Below are 15495 nucleotides of genomic sequence, written 5' to 3' on the forward strand. Positions count from 1 at the left end.
GCGGCGGCCACCAACGCCCGCGCGCCGCGCCGACTTTTCAGGAGAGCGCATGGACAGTTATGTACCAGGCCTGTTCGACCGCCTGATGGACGACGGCGGTGCGGCGGCGGGCGGCGTGGCGGTGCACCTGTCGCTGGAGTAATTGAAGGATGCGGTGGCGCGCGACCTGGAAGAGCTGCTCAACACGCGCGTGGCCCTGCCGCCTGGCGCGCTCGACGCCTATCCGGAATGCGCCGCGTCCATCGTCAACTATGGCCTGATCGATTTCGCCGGCATGTGTTTGTCCAGCAGCGATGACCGCGCCCGCATCTGCGCCGCGCTGAAGGCCGCCATCGAACGCCACGAGCCGCGCCTGCGCAATGTGCGCGCCCGCTTGGAGCGCGAAGCGGGTGCCATCAACCGGGTCGGCTTCGTCATCAGCGGCACCCTGGCCGTCAAGGCCGGCGGCGAAACGGTCAATTTCGACGCCGTGCTGCAGCCATCGTCGCTGCGCTATTCGATCAACCGCAAGGGAGCCGCCGCATGAGCAATAACCTGAAAACCCTGATCGCCAAACTCAATGACACGGCGCGCACTGCTGCCACCCGGGCCGCCGCCATCTGCGTTGGCCTGGGCCAGTACGAAGTCGATATCGAACATCTGTTCCTGGCGCTGCTGGAGCAGGAGCGCAGCGACTTCGTCACCATCGCGCGGCGCAGTGAAATCAGCCTGACGGCGCTGGAGGCGGACCTGCGCCGCGAGATCGGCGGCTTCAGGACGGGCAGCGCGCGCACACCCGTGTTTTCGCCCCACTTGCCGCTGCTGTTCGAACACGCGTGGCTGATCGCCTCGCTCGATACGGCGCAGCCAGGGCCCATCCGCAGCCGCCACCTCTTACTGGCGCTGCTGACGGAGCCGGAACTGTCGCAGCTCGCGTACCGCGGCTCGAAGCTGTTCGCCCGCTTCAGCGTGGAGCAATTAAAGCACCATCCGGACAAACTGACGGCCGGCTCCTGTGAAGAGGAAAGCGCGGCCGTGCCGCGGCTTGCCGACACAGGTGATGATCCTGTTGCGGCCCTGGCCAGCAAAACCCCGGCGCTGGACCAGTTCACCACGGACCTGACGCAACTGGCGCGCGACGGCAAGCTCGATCCCGTGATCGGCCGCGAGACGGAGATACGCCAGGCCGTCGACATCCTGCTGCGCCGGCGCCAGAACAATCCGATTCTCACGGGCGAGGCGGGCGTGGGCAAGACGGCCGTGGTGGAAGGCCTGGCCTTGCGCATCGCCGCCGGCGACGTGCCCGACGTGCTGCAGGGCGCGCACATCCACGCGCTCGACATGGGCTTGCTGCAAGCCGGCGCCAGCGTGAAGGGCGAGTTTGAAAGCCGCTTGAAAAATGTTATCGACGAGGTGACGAAAAGCCCGCACCCCATCATCCTCTTCATCGACGAGGCGCACACGATGATCGGCGCCGGTGGCCAGGCGGGGCAGAATGACGCGGCCAATCTGCTGAAACCGGCGCTGGCGCGCGGCGCCCTGCGCACCATCGCGGCCACCACCTGGAGCGAGTACAAAAAGTATTTTGAAAAGGATGCGGCGCTGGCGCGGCGCTTCCAGGTGGTGAAGGTGGAAGAGCCGAGTGAAGAGATCGCCTGCGCCATGCTGCGTGCCATGGCGCCGCTGATGGAGCGCCATTTTGGTATCCGCGTGCGCGATGCCGCCATCGTCGAGGCCGTGCGCCTGTCGCACCGCTACATCAGCGGGCGCCAGCTGCCCGACAAGGCCATCAGCGTGCTCGATACGGCGTGCGCGAAGGTGGCGCTGGGCCAGTGCGCTACGCCGGCGCAGCTGGAAAACGCGCACCGGCGCCAGGAACGTATCGGCGCCGAAATCGACGCCTTGAGCCGCGAGGCTGCCGATGGCGAAGCGCCCGATAAAGCCGGCGCCGCGCGCCTGGTCCAACTGCGGCGCGAACATGACGAAGGGCAGGCGGCGATCGCGGCGCTGGCGCAGCGCTGGGAGCGCGAAAAGGCGCTGGTGGCGCAGATCGGCGACTTGCGCGCGCAGCTGCGCGGCGAGCGGCCGGGCGAAGTCGGCGCGGCGCGCCTGCTGGCGCTGAAGGCGGAACTGGCGGCACTGCAGGGAGAAGCGCCGCTGTCACCGCTGGAAGTCGATGCGCAGGTGGTGGCCGGCATCGTCGCCGGCTGGACCGGCATCCCGCTGGGGAAGATGTTGAAGGACGAAATCCGCACGGTGCTTACCCTCGATGGGGCGCTGCGCGAACGGGTGCTGGGACAGGACCACGTCATCGACGCGGTGGCGCAGCGCGTGCGCACGGCGCGCGCCAGCCTGGACGACCCGAACAAGCCGCAAGCCGTGTTCCTGTTTACGGGGCCGTCCGGCACGGGCAAGACGGAAACGGCGCTGGCGCTGGCCGATCTGCTGTATGGTGGCGAGCGCAAGCTCATTACCATCAACATGAGCGAGTACCAGGAGGCGCACAGCGTGGCCGGCCTGAAAGGCTCGCCGCCCGGCTATGTCGGTTACGGCGAAGGCGGCGTGCTGACGGAAGCCGTGCGGCGCCAGCCCTACAGCGTGGTGCTGCTCGATGAAGCGGAAAAAGCGCACCCTGATGTGCTGGAACTGTTCTTCCAGGTCTTCGACAAGGGCGTGCTCGATGATGCGGAGGGGCGCGAAGTCGATTTTCGCAACACTATCATCATCGCCACCTCGAACCTGGGTTCGGGCGCCATGATGGCCGCCTGCCTGAACCGGGTGGCGCAGGACTTGCCCACGCCGGCCGCGCTGGAAGAGCTGGTGCGCCCGCAATTGGTGGCGCACTTCAAGCCGGCCCTGCTGGGACGCCTGAAGGTGCTGCCGTTCTATCCCCTGAACGACGCGGTGCTGGCCGAGATCATTGGGCTGAAGCTGGCGCGGATAGGCGCGCGCATCGCGCGCAACCACCAGGCGCAGTTCAGCCATGACGCGGGCCTGGTCGACGCCGTGCTGGCGCGCTGCACCGAGGTCGATTCGGGCGCGCGCAATGTCGACCAGATCCTCAACGGCAGCCTGCTGCCGGCGATCGCCGAAGCGGTGCTGGCGCGCATGGCCGAAGGCGAGCCGGTCGCGTCGATACGCGTCAGCGCGAGCAAGCAGGGGCAGTTCAAGTACACGATCCGATAATCCACCTTCCGGAGAGCGCCATGTTCAATCTGGAGCAGTTGCTGCACCCCGTCAGCGCCGTCAGTCCATGCGGCGGCGACATCACCTTCAGCCAGGAGCTCGACGCCATCGCGCGCGCGCGCCAGCACGATGATCCGAGCCTGGACCAGGGCGAGTGGGTGACGGCGCTGAAGGAAGCCGACTGGCCGTTCGTGGCGACGCGCTGCGAACAGCTGATCGCCACGCACAGCAAGGATTTGCGCGTGGCCGTGTGGCTGGCCGAGGCGCATGCGAAAACGCGCCACTTCCGTGGCCTGGGTGATGGCTACGCGCTGCTGGCCGGCCTGTGCGAGCGTTACTGGGATGAACTGTATCCGCCGGCGGAAGAGGGCGACCAGGAACAGCGCATCGGCAATGTCTTCTGGCTGCTGTCACGCACGCCGCAGCTGTTGCGCGAGATCCCGCTGACCGAAGGCGCCGATGGCCTGTACTCGCTGCAGGATTTCGATGCGGCGCGCCAGCGCGCGGCCGCCAGCCTGGCGCAGGGCGCAGCGGATCAGGGCTGGGGCGATGCCCGCCAAGACGAAGGGGCGACCCTGGCGCAGATGGAGGCGGCGAGGCAACGGACCTCGCGCGCATTTTCCGACGGCTTGCTGGCCGATGCACAATACTGCATGCAGTCGCTGCTGGCGTTCGAGCGCAGCGTCGATACGCATTTCGGCGCCGATGGCCCGAGTTTTCGCGCCGCGCGCGAGACGCTGGAAAGCGCCATTCATTTCATTGCGCCGCTGTCACCGGATGCGGACTTTGCCGGCGCGCCGCCCGCCGCCGGCCAGGGCGTCGGCAGCAGCGGGGGCGCCATCGTGCAGCGCCAGCAGGCGCTGGCCCAGTTGCGCCAGGTGGCCGATTTTTTCCGCCGCACGGAGCCGCACAGCCCCGTCGCCTACCTGGCCGACAAGGCCGCCAGCTGGGGCGAGCTGCCGTTGCACCTGTGGCTGCGCGCCGTCGTGAAGGATTCAAGCACCCTGGCGCAGCTCGACGAGATGCTGGGCACGAACAGCGCAAACGGGTGATGGCGCTTGCCCCTTCCATGCTACTCTTCGGGCATGTTCAGAATGCTCATCTTGCCTGCCGCGCTGTGCCTGTTTATCGCGGCCAGCGCGCGGGCCGAGGGGCCAATGCCGCTGGTGATTTATGGCGACGACGATTATCCGCCGTACTCCTACGTCGACAACGGCCAGATGAAAGGTATTTATACGGAGATCGTGCGCGAAGCGGCGCAATCGATGCCGCAGTATGCGGTGCAGCTGCGCCCCGTGCCCTGGAAACGGGGCGTGCTGATGCTGCGGACGGGCGAGGCGTTTGCCTTGTATCCACCGTATTCGTGGCGCAGCGAGCGGCCGTATGTGCGCTATTCCGTGCCGCTGCTGATGGAGCAGCTGGTGGTGCTGTGCAATCAGGACGTGCTGGCCAGGCACAAGCTGAAGCAGTGGCCCGCCGATTACGCCGGTTTGCACATCGGCGTGAACGCGGGTTTTTTGCTGGGCGATGCAAAGCAGACGGCAGCCCTGCAAGCGGCCAACATCGTGTTCGATACGGCCAAGGGCACGCGCACGAATCTGCTCAAGCTGATGCGCGGGCGTATCGATTGCTATGTCAGCGACCGCCTGTCTGCGCAGTGGGAATTGCAGCGCATCCGGCGCGAGGGCGCGCCTGGCACGCCGATGCCGGCGATACAGGAAACGGCGCAGCTGGCCAGCCAGCAGGGCCACTTGGGTTTTACTGCCCGCCGGCCCGCCGCCTACCCGTATCGCGATGATTTTATCGAACAATTCAATGCCGCCATCGTGCGCATGCAGAACAATGGCGCGATCCGCCGCATCGTCGACCGCGCGCTGCAACCTTGATGTTGCTGCTCTGGCGTGACAACCCTGATTCAACCCGATGGAGAAAAACATGAAAAAACTGCTGTTCCTGTGTGTGCTTGTGCTGGCCGGCTGCGTGGGCCGACCCGAGAATATTGTGCCTGTTAGCAACTTCGACACGACCCGCTATCTGGGCAAATGGTATGAGATCGCGCGCCTCGACCACTCCTTTGAGCGGGGCCTGAGCCATGTGACGGCCGATTACAGCCTGCGCCAGGATGGCGGCCTGAAAGTGCTCAACCGCGGCTACAAGGATGCGGACGCTGTCTGGAAGGATGCGGAAGGCAAGGCGTATTTCGTCGACAAGAAAGACGTGGGCTACCTGAAAGTGTCGTTTTTCGGCCCCTTCTATGGTTCCTACATCGTCTTCGATCTGGACCAGCAAAATTACAGCTATTCCATGATTAGCGGTCCCGACAAATCCTACTTCTGGTTGCTGTCGCGCACGCCAACCATGGATCCCGCCCTGCAGCAGCGCCTGATCGAGAAAGCCGCTGGCCTGGGTTTCGATACGTCAAAATTGATCTACGTGAAGCAAAACTGACCCTGCTTGCCTGCCGCCCGTTCGTGGCGGCATACCGCCTTCTGGCTGTTGCTTTCCTGCATGTTATTTCTTGCAATACCACTCTGATTCACTCACAATCTGCTACAAAGTAGTGCGCTGCGGCGCGCTGCCATTCCGGTGGCGCAGTGTCCGTTGCGCCACCACTCGTGATTGCCGCACGGCAGATGCCTGCTATATTGATACGTAGCAGTAAGTCGGTTTCGTGGCGTCTGTGCATCGTTTTCTTCAGATAGGAATCACGCAATGAAAAACCTCAAAATCGGCGTACGTCTCGGGGGCGGTTTTGCCGCAGTCCTGCTCCTGTTGACCAGCCTGACCGTGGTGGGCATCGTGCAGATGCAAAGCGCCAGCAAGGAAACCGATGCGCTCGTCAACGTCAAGGTGCGCAATGAGCGCCTGATCGGCGAGTGGACCAAGGTCATCGAGGTGAACGCGGCACGCACGGCGGCCGCCTGGAAAGTCAGCGATCCCGAACACCAGAAGCAGTTTGAACAGGAAATGGCGGTCTCGTCCGCACGCGCCACGGAAATCCAGAATGACATCGGCAAAAGCGAGCTGAACGCCGAAGAACAATCGCTGTACCAGGAGGTGTTGAGCACGCGCAAGGCTTACACGGAAGTGCGCAAGAACGTGTTCAAGGCCAAGAATGCGGGCGACCTGGAACTGGGCAAGCGCCTGTACGAAGGCGACATGGCCGTCAAGCGCGACATCTACCTGGCGGCGCTGAAGAAGCTGGAATTGCTGGAAGCCAAATTGCTCGATGAAACGGCCGCGCAAATCCGTTCGCGCTACGAAAACGGCCGTCTGCTGCTGATCTCGCTTGGCGTGGTCGCCATCTTGCTGGGCATCGCCTGCGCCTACTGGATCACGCGCTCGATCACGCGTCCCATCACGCGTGCGGTGGAAGTGGCGGAAGCCGTTTCCGCTGGCGACCTGACCAGCCATATCGTCGTGGAAAGCCGCGATGAAACGGGGCAATTGATGCATGCGCTGAAAAACATGAATGATAAGCTGGTCAGTATTGTAGGCCAGGTGCGCGCCGGCACCGAATCGATCAGTACGGCGTCGAGCGAAATCGCCGCCGGCAACCTGGACTTGTCGTCGCGCACGGAAGAGCAGGCCAGTTCGCTGGAAGAGACGGCCTCTTCCATGGAAGAGCTGACTTCCACCGTGAAACTCAACGCCGACAATGCGCGCAGCGCCAACCAGCTGGCCATCGACGCCTCGCAGATCGCCAGCAAGGGCGGTGTGGTCGTGTCGGAAGTGGTCAGCACCATGGGGTCGATCAACGATTCCTCGCGCAAGATCGTCGACATCATCAGCGTCATCGACGCCATCGCCTTCCAGACGAATATCCTGGCCTTGAACGCGGCCGTGGAAGCGGCCAGGGCCGGTGAGCAGGGCCGTGGTTTTGCCGTCGTGGCTTCCGAGGTGCGCAACCTGGCGCAGCGCTCCAGCGCGGCGGCCAAGGAAATCAAGGGCTTGATCGACGATTCCGTGCAAAAGGTCGAGGCCGGTTCACAACTGGTGGACAAGGCGGGCCGCACCATGGACGAGATCGTGCAAAGTATCAGCCATGTGACGCAGATCATGAACCAGATCACCGACGCCAGCGATGAGCAGCGCGCCGGCATCGAGCAAGTCAACCAGGCCATCGGCCAGATGGACCAGGTGACGCAGCAAAATGCGGCGCTGGTGGAAGAAGCGGCCGCAGCGGCGGAATCCATGCAGGAACAGGCGGCCAAGCTGGCCGACGTGGTGGGCCTGTTCAAGCTCGATGCAACGCAGCACTATGTTTCGGCCAGTGCTGGTCCGTCCGCGACGGCGTCTGCGCCAGGAAAATCTGCCATGCGGCCCGCCATCCAGCCTGCCAAGCACCGCGCGCCGGCGCCAGCCGTGGCCGCACCCGCGCCGGGCAAGGCGGCGCAAGCGGACGCCGTGCGTGCACGCGCGCCGAAGGCGCCGGTGGCGTCCGGGGCCGATGAATGGGAAGAGTTTTAAGCGCAGTTTCCCGGTAGTATGGCGCGGGCGCTACAATCGCGGCTTGAAGACAGCCGTGAACGCGCTCCGCCATGACCACCCGCCGTATCCCCAGCCAACCCTCCAGTAATACTTCCAGCCATACCTTCAGCCAACCCGCTGCATCGTTCTCCCCGGCTGAACCCGCAAAACGCGCGCGCTGCCCAGCCTGCCTGCGCGCCGTCTCCAGCTGCATCTGCCGCTGGATCGCCCCCGTTTCCCACACGGTGGAAGTGCTGATCCTGCAGCATCCGCTGGAAGTCCACAATGCCAAGGGCAGCGCCCGCTTGCTACACCTGAGTCTGCCCAACAGCCGCATGCTGACGGGTGAACAGTTTGCTCCCGAAACGCTCGCCGAATTGCTGGCCGGCAAGCACAACGTGCTGCTATATCCCGATACGCCAGGTGACCGTTCGCTGGACATCGCGCCGCCGCCAGCGCTCGACCCCGCCATCTTGCTCGATTCGGCCAGCTTGCAATTGGTGGTGCTGGACGCCACCTGGCGCAAGAGCCGCAAGATGCTATATATGAATCCCCCGTTGCAACAGCTGCCGCGCCTGCCGCTGCGCGATACGCCCGCTTCCCATTACCTGATCCGCAAGGCGCACGCGCCAGATCAGTTATCGACCCTGGAAGCGACGTGCTATGCCTTGATGCAGTTGGAGCAGGACGCGGCCCGCTTCGTTCCCCTGATCACGGCCTTTGACGGTTTTGTCGCGCAGCAGTTGAGTTATGTCATGCCGCAGGGTGAAAAAGCTTGAAATAGCACCATGGCAGCCCTTGATATTGGCCGGACAGCGGCATAGTATACTGTACGTATATACAGTTGATGGGGCCGTTCATGAAAGCAATTATTCCAGAACACGATGACAGCTTTGCCGGGCAAGCCATGTTGCCGCCGCAATCGCTGAAAGCTCACAAAGGCCGTGGGGCCGTCTCGAACCTGCAAGGCCGGTACGAGGTGCATGCGCGCGCCGGCTTCGATGACGGCTGGAGCGTAGGCGGTCTGGATGGGGCGGCTGAGGAAGAGGCGGCACCGGCCTGGAAGACGCAGGTCAGCGACGAGCAGGCGCGCACCATCCTCACGCGCAACGCTTCGCCCGATTTGCCGTTCAACGTTTCGTTGAATCCATATCGCGGCTGCGAGCATGGCTGCATTTATTGCTTTGCTCGTCCCACGCACAGCTATCTGGGCCTGTCACCGGGACTGGACTTCGAAAGCCGCATCTACGCCAAGGTGAATGCCCCCGAACTCTTGCGGCGCGAACTAGCCAAGCCGTCGTATGTGCCTGAACCGATCGCCCTCGGCGTCAATACCGATGCGTATCAGCCATGCGAACGCGAGCGGCAATTGACGCGGCGCGTGCTGGAAGTGCTGCGAGAGTGCGACCACCCCGTGGCGCTGATCACGAAATCGTCGCTGATCGAGCGCGATATCGACATTCTGGCGCCCATGGCGGCCAAGCATCTGGCGGCCGTGGCCGTGACTGTCACCACGCTCGATCCAGCCATCGCGCGCACCCTGGAACCGCGCGCGGCTGCCCCGGCGCGGCGGCTGCGCACCATCCGTACCCTGACGGAGGCGGGCATTCCCGTGGGCGTGAGTATCGCGCCCATCATCCCGTTCGTGACGGAACCGGAAATCGAGCAGCTGCTCGAAGCCGTGCGCGACGCGGGCGCCATCCACGCCCATTACGTGGTGCTGCGCTTGCCGTGGGAAGTGAGTCCATTGTTTCAGCAATGGCTGGAAGCGCACTTCCCGGAACGGGCCCAGCGCGTGATGAATCGGGTGCGCGAAATGCGTGGCGGCAAGGATTACGACAGCGCGTTCGGCGCGCGCATGCGGGGCGAAGGTGTGTGGGCCGACCTCATCCGTCAGCGCTTTGAAAAGGCCGTGCACCGGCTGGGGCTGCACGGCAAGGGCGGCCGCTTCAAGCAGCTCGATTGCACGCAATTCCGGCGCCCGCTCGTGGTGCCGCCGTTGGGAAACAAGGCAAAAGGGGGCAATGCGGGGCAGCTGGATTTGTTTTAAGAAGTTAAACGGCGCTATCCTGAGTCTTTGCCTGGATTTGCGCCAGATGCTGCTCGATGGCGAAGACATGCGGGTCGCTCTTGCCCAGCTCGCGCAGGGCGCTGGCCAGGTGCAGCAGGTATTCGCTGTTCGGGCCGCTGGGGCCGTTTGATCGGGCGATCTGGCGCGCGATATCCAGTTCCGGGGCGGCGCCCAGGAAGGCGGCGTTTTCCTCGTTGGCGATGTACACGAGGCCTTCGACCTTGCCGCCGTCCTCGAAGGTGATGTCGGTGGCCAGGCGCAAATAGCCGTTCTTTTCGCGGTGGTCGAGGTGGGCGAAGACTTCGGGCGTGATCAGGTAAGCCATGCCGTCGCACACGGCGCCCGCCTGCGGCACGATGGTGGCGACCCTGCCCGGCGCCATCGGCGTGCCCCGGTGGTCGTGCGAACCTTGCCAGAAACGCCGCGTCCAGCCGGCGATACTGGCGGGGCGGCGTTCGATGTAGGGAAAATCGGCCTTGTAGATCAGCGAGCCATAGCCGAACAGCCAGACCTGTGCATGGCCGTCGAATTTGTTCATGCGCTGGTTGATGGCGATGGTGGCGGCGTCGATGGCGGACAGGTCGTTCTGGGCAGGCTGGGTCATGGCGTAGGCGGCAAGGGGCGATGCGCCATTATAAAGCGGCGCCAGCCGGGCCGCCTGCGGGCAGGGTGTTGCGTGCCGCACCGCTGGCCGCTCCCACGTTCCACTCGTGCGTCTCGACAAAGCGGAACAGGAAGGCCATGAAGCTTTCGGCGGCCGGCGACAGCGAACGGCCCGTCTTCGTGTAGACGAAAAAGCGTCGCGTCAGTTCCGGCTCGTGCAGGGCGCGCATGTGCAATTGATACAGCTTGACCATCGGTTCCGCATACGGCAGGCAGACCGTGATGCCCAGGTTGGCGCTGACCATGGCCAGCGCCGTCGTCATGAACGTCACTTCGTTATAGGGATTGAGCGACAGTTCGCGAAACGCGCCGTGCATGTCGCGCAGCAGGCGTTCCGTGAACTGGCCCTGCAGCGAAATGAACGGGTAGTCGCCCACGTCGGCCCAGGTGACCCTTTCCTTTTGCTGCAGCGGGTGCTGTTCGGGGAAGACCAGCACGAAGGGCATTTCGAACAGCACTTGCGCGGCGATTTCCGCCGTCGGGTCGCGTTCGGGGCCGATGCCGAAATCGACTTCGCCGCTGAAGACGCGCGCCGATACGTTTTCCACCGGGCAGTCGACGAGGCGCAGCTGCACGTCCGGGTGCGCCTGGCGGTAGGCGGCGATCACTTCCGGCAGCAGGGTGCACGCCATCATCTGCGGTGCGGCGATGCGCACCATGCCCGTTTTTAACGCCTTGCGCTGGGCGATGCCGGCCATGGCGCCATCGAGGTCCTCGATCATCTTTTCAAACAGCGGATACAGCTCGCGGCCGATTTCCGACAACTGCGTCTTGCGCGTGCTGCGCTCGACCACGCGCACGCCCAGCACGCTTTCCAGTTCCTTGATCAAGCCGCTCAAGGCCGATTGCGTCACGTGCAGGTATTCGGCGGCCAGGGTAAAACTGCCGGTCTTGGCCAGCGCCACGAAGGCGCGCATTTGCCGCAGGCTGGGACTCATAAGATAATCCGATAAATCAATGGTTAAAAATTGTTTGTATGATAGCTGTAACTCGATTCTAATGGTGAAAAGCTGAAAAACAGTCCAGCCATCGCGCCCACGGCGCCATCCATTGGAGACAAGCACATGAAGATCAAGCAAATCCACCACGTCGCCTACCGCTGCATCGACGCGAAGAAAACCGTCGAGTGGTACGTCAAGCATTTGAACATGAATTTCGTCCTCGCCATCGCCGAAGACCTGGTGCCGTCGACCAAGGCGCCTGACCCGTACATGCACGTCTTCCTCGACGCGGGCCAGGGCAATGTGCTGGCCTTTTTTGAACTGCCGACGCAGCCGCCGATGGACCGCGACCGCAATACCCCGGCCTGGGTGCAGCACCTGGCGCTGGAAGTGGGCAGCATGGAAGAGCTGCTGGCCGCCAAGGAGCGCCTGGTGGCCGGCGGCGTCGAGGTGCTCGGTCCCGTCAACCACGCCATCTTTCAGTCGATCTATTTCTTCGACCCGAACGGCCACCGCCTGGAGCTGGCGGCCAACGTGGGCACGCCCGACATGATGGCCAAACTGGACGCCGTCAAATGGGAAATGCTGGAAGAATGGTCGCAAACGCGCCGCGCGCCCAAGCACGCCGCCTGGATGCACGCGCCGGCCGACGCCTGAGCGCAGTAGATTGAATGCTGCAGACCGACACTCTCTGAAACATACGCCAAACAAGGAACACCATGAAACTCGCAACCCTGAAAAACGGCAGCCGCGACGGCGCCCTGATCCTCGTCAGCCGCGACCTGCGCCAGTATCAGCGTGTGGCCGCCATCGCGCCCACCTTGCAGGCGGCGCTCGACAACTGGGACGCCGTCGCGCCAAAGCTGGAACAGGCCTACGCCGACCTGAACGCGGGCCAGGCGCCGGACGCGCAGCCGTTTGATGCAAAGCTGTGCCACTCGCCGCTGCCGCGCGCCTACCAGTGGGCCGACGGTTCCGCCTACATCAATCACGTGGAGCTGGTGCGCAAGGCGCGCAACGCGGAAGTGCCGGCCTCGTTCTACACGGACCCGCTGATGTACCAGGGCGGCTCGGACAGCTTTATTGGCCCGCGCGATCCGATCTTTGCCTTGTCCGAAGAGTGGGGCATCGACCTGGAGGCGGAAGTGGCCGTCATCACGGGCGACGTGGCCATGGGCGCCGGCGTGGACGACGCGGCGAAAGCGATCCGCCTCGTCATGCTGGTCAACGATGTCTCCTTGCGCAACCTGATCCCGGGCGAACTGGCCAAGGGTTTCGGCTTCTTCCAGTCGAAGGCGGCCAGCGCGTTTTCGCCTGTTGCCGTCACGCCGGACGAACTGGGTGCCGACTGGGCGGACAGCAAGCTGCATTTGCCGCTGCTGGTGGATTTGAACGACAAGCCCTTCGGCAAACCGAATGCGGGCGAGGACATGACCTTCAATTTTGCCCAGCTGGTGGCGCATGCTGCCAAGACGCGCGAACTGGGCGCCGGCAGCATCGTCGGTTCCGGCACCGTGTCGAACAAGCAGGGCAACCTGTTTGGCTCGAGCATCGAGAACGGCGGCGTCGGTTACTGCTGCCTGGCCGAAGTGCGCATGTATGAAACCATCGAACACGGCGCGCCAAAAACGGCGTATCTGAAGTTCGGCGACACGGTGCGCATCGAGATGCGCGACGCGGCGGGCGCCAGCATCTTCGGCAGCATCGAGCAGACCGTGGCCGTGTACGCCGGCCGCGCCTGAGGAGGGCACCCGTGAAGCTGTACACCTACTTTCGCAGTTCGGCCGCCTACCGCGTACGCATTGCCTTGAATCTCAAAGGCATAGCTTACGACAGCATCCCCGTGCATCTGCTGCAGGATGGCGGACAGCAGCTGCTGCCAGCCTACCGCGCCGTCAACCCGTCGGCCCTGGTGCCGGCGCTCGACGACGACGGCGCCATCCTGACGCAGTCGCTGGCGATGCTCGAGTATCTCGACGAGACGCGGCCAGCCGTGCCGCTGCTGCCGTCGGACGCGCTGGGACGCGCCAGGGTGCGCGCGCTGGCGCTGGCGATCGCCTGCGACGCCCATCCGTTGACGAATCTGCGCGTGTTGAAGTATCTGAAAAACACCCTGGGACTGTCGGACGAGGCCAAGCAGGAGTGGTATCGCCACTGGATGGCCGAGGGCCTGGCGGCCGTCGAAGCGCTGCTGGCGCAGGGCGATCCGGCCGGCACGGGCCTGTTCTGCCATGGCGACAGCCCGACGATGGCCGACTGCTGCCTGGTGCCGCAGGTATTCAATGCGCAGCGCTTCGCCATCGACCTGGCGCCGTATCCGCGCGTGACGCGCATTCATGCCCATTGCGCCGCCTTGCCCGCGTTTGCGGCCGCCCATCCGTCGCAGCAGCCTGACGCGGAATAGGGCGTCCGGTCAATAAGGGAAGCGGGTTCAGCTCCACTCGACCCTGTCCCGTCCGCCATGTTTGGCGCGGTACAGGGCCTGGTCGGCGCGGATCAGCAGATCGGTCAAGTTGTCCGCTTCCCGTCTGGCTGGTGCCGTCGATTGCGGCGTATTGGATGTCACGCCGATGCTGATGGTCAGGCTGACCAGTTGGCCATCGGCGCATTCCACGCGCAAGCCGGCTGCCGCCAGGCGCAGGCGTTCGGCCACGTCCAGCGCCACAGGCAGCGGCGTCTCCGGCATCAGCAGCACGAATTCCTCGCCCCCGAAACGCGCGGCCGTATCCATGCCCCGCGTGACGCTGCGCAGCACTTGTGCGACGGCAGCGATGGCGCGGTCGCCCGCGTCGTGGCCATGGCCGTCATTGATGCGCTTGAAGTGGTCGATATCGATCATCAGCAGCGACAGTGTATGACCGAAGCGCTGGGCGCGCTCAAGCTCCTCTGTCAGCCGCAGGGTCATCATGCGGCGGTTCCCCAGGCCCGTCAGCGGGTCGGTCGTGGCTTGCTGCTCCAGCCGGGAGTTGGCCACCAGCAGTTCCAGGGTGCGCTGCAAGACCCGTTCCTCGAGCATGTCGCGCTCCGCATGCAGGGCCGCCACGCTGGCGCGGCGGCTGCGTTGGGCCAGCAGCAGGGCCGTGATCAGCGCCGCTTGTAGCGCGATCAGCGACAGCCCGGCAATGATCTGCCAGTGGTATTGCGCCCACACTCCCTGTGGCCGGTTCAGGATGCGTGCCTCGCCGGGCAGGTTGCGCAAGCCGAAACGCTGTACCGCGGCATCGTCGAAGATATATGCCTGCATGCCGTCCGGGTCGGGCGTTCTGCCCAGCAGGATGCGCGCGATGGTGCGCCCCACTTTCTCTCCGCTGATGACATAGCCGCCCACCACGCCGGGCAGTATCAGCGACTCCACGCTGGTGAAAATGGGCACGGCGCTGCGCGAGGCCAGGTCGCGCGCCATGACGGGCGGCGTGGTGCGCTGCCCCAGCTCGTCGCGGTAGACGGGCAGCAGGTAGATGGCGCTGCCCTCGCCCAGCGTGCCGGTGCGGCGCCACAACTCTTCCTGGCTCAGGTGATCCCAGAACTCGACCTTGATCCGGTCCTGGTAGGGCGCGATGGCGGCGCGGATGGCGGCGATCCACGCCTGGCCGCGTGCGCTGGCGTCGCCGACGATGGCGATATGGCGCAGTCCAGGCGTCACTTGCAGCATGACGGCGACGGCCTTGCCGAAATCGTGGCGCACGTCGAGATTGACGCCGTCGGCAGGCACCCAGTCCTGCCGCCCCTGGTTCACATAGTAGCGGGGCACGCCGGGAAACAGCGTTGGGTGCTGGCTCAGGAACTGGGCCGCCAGGTAGTTTTCCGTGATGATGGCGTCGAACTGCACCATCCTGTACTTGGTTTGCAGATAGGTTTCCAGTCCGGCCACGGCAGGCTGCTCGCCCACGCGCACGGAATCGAGCCGCTCCTCGTAGATGCCGGGCGCGAGGCGCCAGTTCTCGTTCGCCAGTTCGGCGTTCATGCCCTTGTGGATCAGCGTTTGCCACTGCGAGGAAGCATCGCTGCCCAGCGAATACAGTACCAGCACTTGTCTTGGCGCAAAACGCGGTGCGCTGATCTGCGCCAGGTCTTGCGCATGGGCGGGGGCGTTGCAGCATAGCCATAGCAAAAAGCTCAGGCAGGGCAGGCGTATCGCGGCGCGCAAACGTGTGAGGTAGGGACAGGGCATGGACAGGGCAGTGT

Annotated in this window: 13 protein-coding genes and 1 pseudogene; 11 read left to right on the top strand and 3 right to left on the bottom strand. The window is 64.4% G+C overall.

Features of this window, described 5'->3' with window-relative positions; translation table 11 throughout:
- Positions 1 to 49: 49 nt before the first annotated feature.
- The 8 genes and pseudogenes from tssE to ASN89_RS27730 all read left to right on the top strand — a co-directional run bounded on the left by tssE (position 50) and on the right by ASN89_RS27730 (position 9685).
- Positions 50 to 526, top strand: a pseudogene (gene tssE, locus ASN89_RS27695) (type VI secretion system baseplate subunit TssE).
- The gene (gene tssH / locus ASN89_RS27700; RefSeq protein WP_058051453.1) at positions 523 to 3165 is read left to right on the top strand and encodes a type VI secretion system ATPase TssH; all 2643 of its coding nucleotides are present in this window, start codon (positions 523 to 525) and stop codon (positions 3163 to 3165) included. Before tssE ends, tssH begins: the two are co-directional and overlap by 4 nt.
- A gap of 20 nt (positions 3166 to 3185) precedes the next feature.
- Complete coding sequence (gene tssA / locus ASN89_RS27705; protein ID WP_058051454.1) at positions 3186 to 4217, top strand: type VI secretion system protein TssA; 1032 nt, start codon at positions 3186 to 3188, stop codon at positions 4215 to 4217.
- 42 nt (positions 4218 to 4259) lie between these two features.
- Positions 4260 to 5051 (top strand): substrate-binding periplasmic protein, encoded by a 792-nt coding sequence (locus tag ASN89_RS27710; RefSeq protein WP_235502109.1) that lies wholly within the window; start codon positions 4260 to 4262, stop codon positions 5049 to 5051.
- Positions 5052 to 5100: 49 nt separating this feature from the next.
- On the top strand, positions 5101 to 5613 hold the full coding sequence (locus ASN89_RS27715) for a lipocalin family protein (protein WP_046684558.1): 513 nt from the start codon (positions 5101 to 5103) through the stop codon (positions 5611 to 5613).
- Between the two features lie 264 nt (positions 5614 to 5877).
- Positions 5878 to 7635, top strand: a complete 1758-nt coding sequence (locus ASN89_RS27720; protein WP_058051456.1) for a methyl-accepting chemotaxis protein — start codon at positions 5878 to 5880, stop codon at positions 7633 to 7635.
- A 71-nt stretch (positions 7636 to 7706) separates the two neighbouring features.
- Positions 7707 to 8414 carry a tRNA-uridine aminocarboxypropyltransferase gene (locus ASN89_RS27725; RefSeq protein ID WP_082654785.1) on the top strand — a complete coding sequence of 236 codons (708 nt, stop codon included), beginning with the start codon at positions 7707 to 7709 and terminating at the stop codon, positions 8412 to 8414.
- Positions 8415 to 8494: 80 nt separating this feature from the next.
- Complete coding sequence (locus ASN89_RS27730; RefSeq protein WP_409929603.1) at positions 8495 to 9685, top strand: PA0069 family radical SAM protein; 1191 nt, start codon at positions 8495 to 8497, stop codon at positions 9683 to 9685.
- Between the two features lie 4 nt (positions 9686 to 9689).
- On the opposite strand, the gene ASN89_RS27735 is transcribed toward ASN89_RS27730, so the two are convergent.
- Both ASN89_RS27735 and ASN89_RS27740 read right to left on the bottom strand, forming a co-directional pair.
- Positions 9690 to 10277 (bottom strand): gamma-glutamylcyclotransferase, encoded by a 588-nt coding sequence (locus ASN89_RS27735; protein WP_138829171.1) that lies wholly within the window; start codon positions 10275 to 10277, stop codon positions 9690 to 9692.
- A gap of 61 nt (positions 10278 to 10338) precedes the next feature.
- Positions 10339 to 11307: a LysR family transcriptional regulator gene (locus ASN89_RS27740; protein ID WP_058051457.1), complete on the bottom strand. Its 969-nt coding sequence runs from the start codon at positions 11305 to 11307 to the stop codon at positions 10339 to 10341.
- Between the two features lie 126 nt (positions 11308 to 11433).
- On the opposite strand from ASN89_RS27740, the gene ASN89_RS27745 reads away from it, so the two are divergent.
- From ASN89_RS27745 to maiA, 3 genes are all read left to right on the top strand, one after another.
- The gene (locus ASN89_RS27745) at positions 11434 to 11967 is read left to right on the top strand and encodes a VOC family protein (protein WP_046683828.1); all 534 of its coding nucleotides are present in this window, start codon (positions 11434 to 11436) and stop codon (positions 11965 to 11967) included.
- Positions 11968 to 12029: 62 nt separating this feature from the next.
- Entirely contained in the window at positions 12030 to 13052 is a 1023-nt protein-coding gene (locus ASN89_RS27750) for a fumarylacetoacetate hydrolase family protein (RefSeq protein WP_058051458.1), read from the top strand.
- An 11-nt stretch (positions 13053 to 13063) separates the two neighbouring features.
- The gene (maiA, locus tag ASN89_RS27755) at positions 13064 to 13714 is read left to right on the top strand and encodes a maleylacetoacetate isomerase (RefSeq protein ID WP_058051459.1); all 651 of its coding nucleotides are present in this window, start codon (positions 13064 to 13066) and stop codon (positions 13712 to 13714) included.
- Between the two features lie 27 nt (positions 13715 to 13741).
- Here the strand turns inward: maiA and ASN89_RS27760 are convergent, their stop codons facing one another.
- The gene (locus ASN89_RS27760; protein ID WP_235502110.1) at positions 13742 to 15481 is read right to left on the bottom strand and encodes a GGDEF domain-containing protein; all 1740 of its coding nucleotides are present in this window, start codon (positions 15479 to 15481) and stop codon (positions 13742 to 13744) included.
- Positions 15482 to 15495: the final 14 nt, after the last annotated feature.

This window comes from Janthinobacterium sp. Ant5-2-1 (assembly GCF_001445815.1).
GTDB lineage: Bacteria > Pseudomonadota > Gammaproteobacteria > Burkholderiales > Burkholderiaceae_D > Janthinobacterium > Janthinobacterium lividum_E.

What these genes read in the sequence shown, in the direction of transcription:
- ASN89_RS27725 (WP_082654785.1), top strand. Translation starts at nt 7,707, where the DNA reads ATGACCACCCGCCGTATCCCCAGCCAACCCTCCAGTAATACTTCCAGC.
- ASN89_RS27745 (WP_046683828.1), top strand. Translation starts at nt 11,434, where the DNA reads ATGAAGATCAAGCAAATCCACCACGTCGCCTACCGCTGCATCGACGCG.
- ASN89_RS27720 (WP_058051456.1), top strand. Translation starts at nt 5,878, where the DNA reads ATGAAAAACCTCAAAATCGGCGTACGTCTCGGGGGCGGTTTTGCCGCA.
- ASN89_RS27715 (WP_046684558.1), top strand. Translation starts at nt 5,101, where the DNA reads ATGAAAAAACTGCTGTTCCTGTGTGTGCTTGTGCTGGCCGGCTGCGTG.
- ASN89_RS27710 (WP_235502109.1), top strand. Translation starts at nt 4,260, where the DNA reads ATGCTCATCTTGCCTGCCGCGCTGTGCCTGTTTATCGCGGCCAGCGCG.
- ASN89_RS27730 (WP_409929603.1), top strand. Translation starts at nt 8,495, where the DNA reads ATGAAAGCAATTATTCCAGAACACGATGACAGCTTTGCCGGGCAAGCC.
- tssA (WP_058051454.1), top strand. Translation starts at nt 3,186, where the DNA reads ATGTTCAATCTGGAGCAGTTGCTGCACCCCGTCAGCGCCGTCAGTCCA.
- ASN89_RS27740 (WP_058051457.1), bottom strand. Translation starts at nt 11,307, where the DNA reads ATGAGTCCCAGCCTGCGGCAAATGCGCGCCTTCGTGGCGCTGGCCAAG.
- ASN89_RS27750 (WP_058051458.1), top strand. Translation starts at nt 12,030, where the DNA reads ATGAAACTCGCAACCCTGAAAAACGGCAGCCGCGACGGCGCCCTGATC.
- ASN89_RS27760 (WP_235502110.1), bottom strand. Translation starts at nt 15,481, where the DNA reads ATGCCCTGTCCCTACCTCACACGTTTGCGCGCCGCGATACGCCTGCCC.
- tssH (WP_058051453.1), top strand. Translation starts at nt 523, where the DNA reads ATGAGCAATAACCTGAAAACCCTGATCGCCAAACTCAATGACACGGCG.